At 44.0% G+C, this 6252-nt stretch carries 5 protein-coding genes; 2 read left to right on the top strand and 3 right to left on the bottom strand.

Translation table 11 applies throughout. The features are described from left to right. Together I3257_RS13000 and I3257_RS12995 are read left to right on the top strand one after the other, a co-directional pair. On the top strand, positions 1 to 2560 hold a 2560-nt coding region (locus I3257_RS13000; RefSeq protein WP_238050014.1), incomplete at its 5' end, for a YadA-like family protein. Positions 2561 to 2656: 96 nt separating this feature from the next. Further along, positions 2657 to 3505 carry an OmpA family protein gene (locus I3257_RS12995; RefSeq protein WP_238050013.1) on the top strand — a complete coding sequence of 283 codons (849 nt, stop codon included), beginning with the start codon at positions 2657 to 2659 and terminating at the stop codon, positions 3503 to 3505. A gap of 101 nt (positions 3506 to 3606) precedes the next feature. Here the strand turns inward: I3257_RS12995 and I3257_RS12990 are convergent, their stop codons facing one another. The 3 genes from I3257_RS12990 to parA all read right to left on the bottom strand — a co-directional run. Continuing rightward, positions 3607 to 4914 (bottom strand): transposase, encoded by a 1308-nt coding sequence (locus I3257_RS12990; RefSeq protein WP_238050012.1) that lies wholly within the window; start codon positions 4912 to 4914, stop codon positions 3607 to 3609. A 460-nt stretch (positions 4915 to 5374) separates the two neighbouring features. Further along, positions 5375 to 5584: a plasmid partition protein ParG gene (locus tag I3257_RS12985; RefSeq protein ID WP_144297959.1), complete on the bottom strand. Its 210-nt coding sequence runs from the start codon at positions 5582 to 5584 to the stop codon at positions 5375 to 5377. A gap of 3 nt (positions 5585 to 5587) precedes the next feature. After that, positions 5588 to 6252: ParA family partition ATPase (parA, locus tag I3257_RS12980; RefSeq protein WP_346014821.1), on the bottom strand; the 665-nt coding region annotated here is incomplete at its 5' end.

The following is a 6252-nucleotide window of genomic DNA, read 5'->3' as shown; positions in this document are numbered from 1 at the left end:
CGGTGCAACTGCTACTGGTACCAATTCTCGTGCACAAGGCCAGTACAGCACTGCTGTTGGTCAAACTGCACAAGCAACAGGTGATAATTCTGTTGCCATGGGTACTGGTGCTTCTGCAACTAACTCTGAATCAACCGCATTAGGCGCTGCATCACAAGCATTTGCAGACTCAGCCACGGCAGTGGGTTTCGGTGCAAGAGCGGATCAGTACGGTGCAACTGCTACTGGTACCAATTCTCGTGCACAAGGCCAGTACAGCACTGCTTTAGGTAAGGATGCCTATGCCACTGCACCTGGCAGTACAGCGTTAGGGCGTAATGCTAAAGCGGAGCATAAAAGTTCAGTGGCTTTAGGTGAGTCGGCCATCACTGAGGCGGCGATTGGGACAGCAAGTGTTACTCTCAATGGCACAAAATATGATTTCGCAGGTATTGCACCGCGCGGAACAGTCAGTGTGGGTAGTCTGGGCAATGAACGCACCATTACTAACGTTGCTGCTGGACGTATCAGCGGTACTAGTACTGATGCAATCAACGGGAGCCAATTATTTGCTACTAACAGCGCGATTAGTGACTTGAGCGGTACAGTTAATGACGGTATTAACTTTGGTAACGGTACTACTGCCAACAACTTCCAGCTAGGCGACACTATTTCAGTAACTGGTGATACTAACCTAACTACTGAAACTACTACTGAAGGCGTTCAAGTTAAACTGAACAAAGACTTAGTCGGTCTTGATAGTGCTGAGATTGGTGGCGTTAACATCAAAGCTGGTGAAATCAGAACCGGTGATACGTTACTTAATGATAATGGTCTAGTCTTCTTCAACGGCCCTAATAATGGTCAACCAGTTATCTTGACTAACAAAGGCCTGAATAATGGCGGCAACAAGATCACTAAAGTTGCAGCTGGTGACGCTCCAGATGACGCTGTAAACTTTGGTCAGCTTCAAGCCACTAACGGCAAGGTTAATGACGGTATTAACTTTGGTAACGGTACTACTGCCAACAACTTCCAGCTAGGCGACACTATTTCAGTAACTGGTGATACTAACCTAACTACTGAAACTACTACTGAAGGCGTTCAAGTTAAACTGAACAAAGACTTAGTCGGTCTTGATAGTGCTGAGATTGGTGGCGTTAACATCAAAGCTGGTGAAATCAGAACCGGTGATACGTTACTTAATGATAATGGTCTAGTCTTCTTCAACGGCCCTAATAATGGTCAACCAGTTATCTTGACTAACAAAGGCCTGAATAATGGCGGCAACAAGATCACTAAAGTTGCAGCTGGTGACGCTCCAGATGACGCTGTAAACTTTGGTCAGCTTCAAGCCACTAATAGTAATGTATCTAACAACACCACCAACATTACTAATAACACCACCAACATCAATAAGAACACTACCGCTATCGAAAATATAACTAACGGTACTGCAGGTATCGTCCGTCAAGACCCTGATAATGGTGCTATTACTGTAGGTGGTCAGACAGGTGGTACTAGTGTTGACTTCTCTGGTACAGATGGTGATCGCGTATTAACTGGCGCTGCTGATGGTCAAGTAGCTGCAGATAGTAGTGATGTCATCAATGGCAGTCAGCTGTTCGAACAAGGTACAGGTGTCGCTGGTATTATCGGTGGTGATACGGTCTATGATCCTACAACAGGTGCTTTTACCAATAATGACATCGGTGGTACTGGTAAAGACAACATCAACGACGCCATTATGGCCGTTGGCGATGCTGCGGCAGCTGGTAAAAACACCGTCAGCGAAGGTAGCAACATCGTAGTTACTGAAACCGTTAATGCCGCGGGTTCAACCAACTATGAAGTGGCCACTGATCCTGACTTAGTTGTCGATAGCGTCACTGCTACCGACGATGATGGTAACGAAACTGCCCTAACGGCGACTGGTACGACTATCACTAATAGCGATGGTAATACGAATAACAGCACCGCAGCAGGCAATACCATAACTACTGTCACTACAGTTCCTGATTCAGAAACTACTGTCACTAACGTCACTACTGTTACCGGTTCAGGCACCAACGTCACTAATGGTACCAACACCACTGACTATGGTGCTAATGGTATGACAATCACTGGAGCAGCAGGTACAGGCAGCACAATCGTCAATCAAGCTGGCGTTAGCTTCACTGATAGCGATGGCAAAGCCACAGGCCCAAGTATTACCGCAGAGCGTATCGACGCGGCCAATACAGCAATCACTAATGTTGGACCTGGTGTCAATGGTACGGATGCTGTGAACGTCAATCAGCTTAAAGACTTTGGCTACAATCTTAGCAATAAGATTGATGATGTAGAAGATGATGCTAACGCGGGTATTTCAGCAGCGATGGCCATGTCTTCAATACCGCAATCATTCATTCCAGGTAAATCACTAATCGGTGGTGGTATTGCAACCTACAATGGCGAAGGAGCGGTAGCAGTAGGACTCTCAAAAGTCTCTGACAATGGTCGTTGGGTCATGAAAATCACTGGTACAGCAGATACTCAAGGTAATGCTGGCGGCGCAATCGGCGCAGGCTTCCATTTCTAAGAACAGTATTAGCTATCTGCTAAACGTCTTCATCTTGTAAGAGTACAAGGTGAAGACCCACCCTAATAATTTGATTGAATATAAAAAGGAAGCCATATGAAAACCCACTATATAAATAAAATTGCCAGTCTAGGTGCTCTAAGCTTAGTTACATTAGCGATGACAGGCTGTCTAGGTACGAAAAGCCTTAGTAATGGCATTACTGATGACGGTCGCGTTGATATGCAAAACATCGTCTTTCCAGAGCTCGATGCTGCTTGGCAAGATCAAGGTCAGTTCCCTAACAGCGAGAACCTATCGAAAATGAGACCTGGTGTTGATAAAGATGACGTTTATCAATTGCTTGGTCGCCCTCATTTTAAAGAAGGTCAGTATGCGCGCGAGTGGGACTATATTATGAAGTTTTATATGCCAGATGAGTCAGTAAAAATCTGTCAATATAAAGTCATCTTCGATAAAGATTATAAAGGTCAAGAGTTCTATTGGATGCCAGCTGGCTGTCCCCCTAACCAAGGGACGACCGTATCTCCTCCTGTTATAACAGTACAGCCAGCACCAGAGCGTATTACTTTAGGGGCTGATGCTTTATTTGCCTTTGATAAGTCTAGTGCTCAAAACATACTACCAAACGGTAGAAACGAGCTTGACGCTTTAGCACAAAAATTGAGGGAGTATCAGCAAACAGGGGATATTAGAGTGGTTATTACTGGCCATACTGATCGTAAGGGCGATGACGCGTATAACATGAGATTGTCTACTCAGCGTGCGCGTACCGTAGCGAACTATTTAGTGAATCAAGGAGTGAACCCAAACAGCATCTCAGCTAATGGCGCTGGTGAAACTCAGCCTGTGCAGCAATGCTCAACAGCTCTACCTCGTCAACAAGAGATCGACTGCTTACAGCCTAACCGCCGTGTTACGCTTGATGTGACAGTGACTCAGTAGTTGATTCATTAAGTATCTTTAAGCTAAAAAAGCAAGACTTTCTTGACATACTCCCACCACTTTCGCTAAGCTCAAGTGGGGGATTCTAAAAGCGTTAGCGCTTAGGCGACTTTCTCACGAATGTCACAAGTTTTCTGTTTCAACGGGCGACCTTTACCGCATCCTCCCTCCGCAGACAAAACGGCATGTCCTGCCGCAAGAATATTTTTAGCTGCATTCACATCAGCATTTGCTTTATGCCCGCATTTGACGCACTCAAATTTAGCCTGAGTTTGTCTATTCTCTTTGGTAATATGCTGACATTGGGAGCAGGTTTGGCTGGTGTAGCGTGGGTTTACTTTAATGAGCACCCCGCCTTGCCAGTGCTGCTTGTACTCAAGCATATCAATCATCATGCCCCAGCCTTGATCCAAAATGGATTTATTCAATCCTGACTTGGCTTTGACGTTGCGCCCATGCTGAGTAGCAGAGCCACTAGCAGACTTCGACATATTGGCTACTTTTAAGTCCTCACAAGCAATCATGGCGTGGTTTTTGCTGATTGTGGTGGTGATTTTGTGCAAGTAGTCATGGCGAATATTGGCAATATGATGGTGTAATTTTTGAATCTTACGGTTCTGCTTTTTCCAGTTTTGACTGAATAAGACTTTTCTACTTAATTGGCGCTGTAATGCGGCCAGTTTAATTTGATTGGCTTTAAAGCTGTTTTTGGGTTTGATGTGCTGACCATCTGAGGTGGTAATGAGTTTAGTGATACCCATATCCAAGCCGATGGCACTTGTGGCAGGGTGTCGTGGATTTTCAGTTAGCTGCGTTTCGGTGCCAAACGACACGTACCAGTGACCTGATTTCTTGCTGATGGTGATGTTTTTAATGGTGCCGATGATGTCTTGCGATTTTCTAAATTTCACAAAGCCCACGCCATTAGGTAGTTTGACGCGATTACCCTCAACACGGCAATATTTATCAAACTGAACCAAGCGCATGGAGTCGCAGCCATCGGATTTACGTTTAAATCTTGGCATCAGTTGTCGTAGTTGAATCTCTGTGCCATCGCTTAGCTTAAAGAACTTGGGTTTTCGGAGCTTCTTTTTATTTTCTTTGAGCCTAGCATGAACTTTAGGGTCGAAAAATCGTGACCAAGCAGAGGCGAGATCACGTACTTTTTGTTGTAAAGATACGGCGTTGGCATGGGTTCTTAAGAAGTCAAAATCAGGATTGTTCTTTAGATCCATGATTTTATTAACCAAGTTGGTGGCATTAATAAATTCATTTTTAGCAAACATCTCAAATGAGATCGCTAGTATTTGATTCCAAACAAAACGTGCAGAGCCGACAAGATTATTTAGAATAATCTGTTGCTCTGCATTAGGCTCAAGCCTAAATTTATACGCTTTGTTGATTTTCATTACCGCAACTAATTTTGTTTGATAGAATATAAATTCTAAAGATTATTTAGATTTCATACAGTCAGTAGCTAATTTGTATAAAAATATAATAAACACTAGGCGAAATTCACCTCCACCCTAATGTCGGGTGGAGTCCTCTTTCGCTTTTAGATAGGAATAATGATGGGGCTAGAAGCCCCTTATGTTTTGTGTAACTTAAATCGTTATTGAGTACGCTTTGATTAAGGGCAATATACCTTAGCACTGCTAACCGTTTTTGGTTCTATTATATGGTGCTGATATAGGAAACAGTGCTTGTTTTGCCATGGGCATTTTCTTTACAGCTTGCTTCTGCGTCTGGCTTAAGAAAACAAGCATCTGATGATACTAGTAAGGTGCACAGCGTTCGACGATATGTGTAATTTTTTGAGTTTTTTATACATATCCTTTTTATAGGTATAGAAAAACGAATTTTTTATACCTATCGCTCAACCAACTTTTCCTCAATCATCTCAGTCAACAGCTCAGTAACCGTTTTGCGGCTCTCAAGCGCATACCGTTTGAGTGCAACATGCTTATCTTCATCTAGATTGAAATTCACTCGTACCGTCTTTTTGGAACTATCCGTCACATCTGATAGCGCTAACTGATCCTTAACGTTCTTACTAGGACGACCTGCTGATAAACTCATAACTTATTCCTCACCAAAAAATGTTTGAACCTCACTGACCAATGCGGTTATCTCTTGTATCGCATTGCTATTAGGCGATTCGGTATCAAATACTGTTTTACCAAGGGCAGCACTGTTAGGATAAGCAACACGCTGCATCACTCTGGTCTCTAACACTGGAAGGTTATAATCGAGTAGTGCTGTCGCTACTTCCTTACCTATATTGGTGTTTTGAATAGCACGTGACACGACAAACGCCGCCTTTAGTTGGCCATCCATCATCTCAATACGCTGCTGCACTAAATCAACCAAATCGCTGGTCGCCCAAATATCGTAGGGGCTCGGCTGCACCGGAATCAATATAAAATCAGCGGCTTTAATAGCTGAAATGGCCAAACTGGTGGCTTGCGGTGACCCATCGATCACCACATAATCTTTATCAGAGACGCTTTTTAAATCTTTATCAAGCGTTGGTCTGTCGAGCCCGATCACTGGTACCGGATTGTCTTCATCAACTGCTCTCCAGTCACGCGCACTGCCCTGTTGGTCGCTATCTACCAGCAGCACACTATGACCTTTTAGCTGTAGTCCCCGTGCTAAATGCGTTGCAATGGTAGTCTTACCGCTGCCGCCCTTCTGATTCAATACCGCAATTACCTTCATAAATACAGATCCCTGTAGTATGTATT

The sequence above is a fragment of the Psychrobacter sp. Ps7 genome (assembly GCF_022129225.1).
GTDB lineage: Bacteria > Pseudomonadota > Gammaproteobacteria > Pseudomonadales > Moraxellaceae > Psychrobacter > Psychrobacter immobilis_A.
The sequence above is the reverse complement of the archived record's forward strand: the minus strand, read 5'-3'. Positions and strand labels throughout refer to the sequence as shown.